The sequence below is a fragment of the Streptomyces africanus genome (assembly GCF_002150735.1).
Classification (GTDB): Bacteria; Actinomycetota; Actinomycetes; order Streptomycetales; family Streptomycetaceae; genus Streptomyces; species Streptomyces africanus.
The window spans coordinates 1-782 of record NZ_MUKA01000612.1; the positions used below are offsets into that span (position 1 = coordinate 1).

At 70.6% G+C, this 782-nt stretch carries 2 protein-coding genes; one reads left to right on the forward strand and one right to left on the reverse strand.

What is annotated here, in order from left to right:
• The coding region (locus CCL05_RS42645; RefSeq protein WP_208641755.1) for a TetR family transcriptional regulator C-terminal domain-containing protein at nt 1-203 on the forward strand (203 nt) is incomplete at its 5' end.
• 66 nt (nt 204-269) lie between these two features.
• Here the strand turns inward: CCL05_RS42645 and CCL05_RS42650 are convergent.
• A partial coding sequence (locus CCL05_RS42650; RefSeq protein WP_158102536.1) for an outer membrane protein assembly factor BamB family protein occupies nt 270-782 on the reverse strand: 513 nt, incomplete at its 5' end.

Here is a 782-nt window from a genome sequence, read left to right on the forward strand (position 1 = left end):
GCGACCTGCGCGACGATGTCGCAGCCGCGATCACCGACGGCGACATACGTCCGGACACCGAGCCCGACGATGTCGCCGTCGCGGTCGTCGGACAGTTGCGCGGCATCGGACTGCAACGCCTCCTCGACCCCCATGCCGTCGACACCGCACGGCTGCGTCACACCGTCACCGATCACTGGCGGCAGGCATTGCGCGCCCCCTAGAGGTGGGACAGAGGAGGGTGGGACAGAGGAGGTGGACCGGGCTTCGGCTGTGGTGGAGAAGGCGACTCAGCCCGCGGTGGCCGGGGACGGCCGGGCAGCGGAGCGGTCCGGTCGTACAGAGAAGGCGGTGTCACCCGCCACCGCCACGATCGCGTCGTCGACGAGCAGCACGCTCGGGGTGGTGTTCTCCACCGAGCCTCCGGGATTGTCCAGCGCGGTCGTGTGCCACGTCGGTGCGCCGGTGTCGCGGTCCAGCGCCAGCAGCCGGCCGTGGCGGTTGGTGAAGTAGAGCTCGCCGTACGTCCTGGACTCCACCGGTGCCGACAGGTTCTCGCCGTCCGTCGACTTCTGCCACAGCCGCTTGCCGGTGGCCGCCCGCACGGCGGTGACCGTTCCGTTGGGCCGTACGAAGTACACGACCCCGCCGATGAGTGTGGCGCTGCCGCGCGTCGCGACCGCCGGCGCGGTCCGCTCGACGGCACCGCTGCTCGGGTCGACGCTCAACAACTGCTTGTACGGCTCGTCCTCTCCGCTGTCCGACACGTACTTCCCGTCCTGCGGCACCAGCAGCAGCGGCTG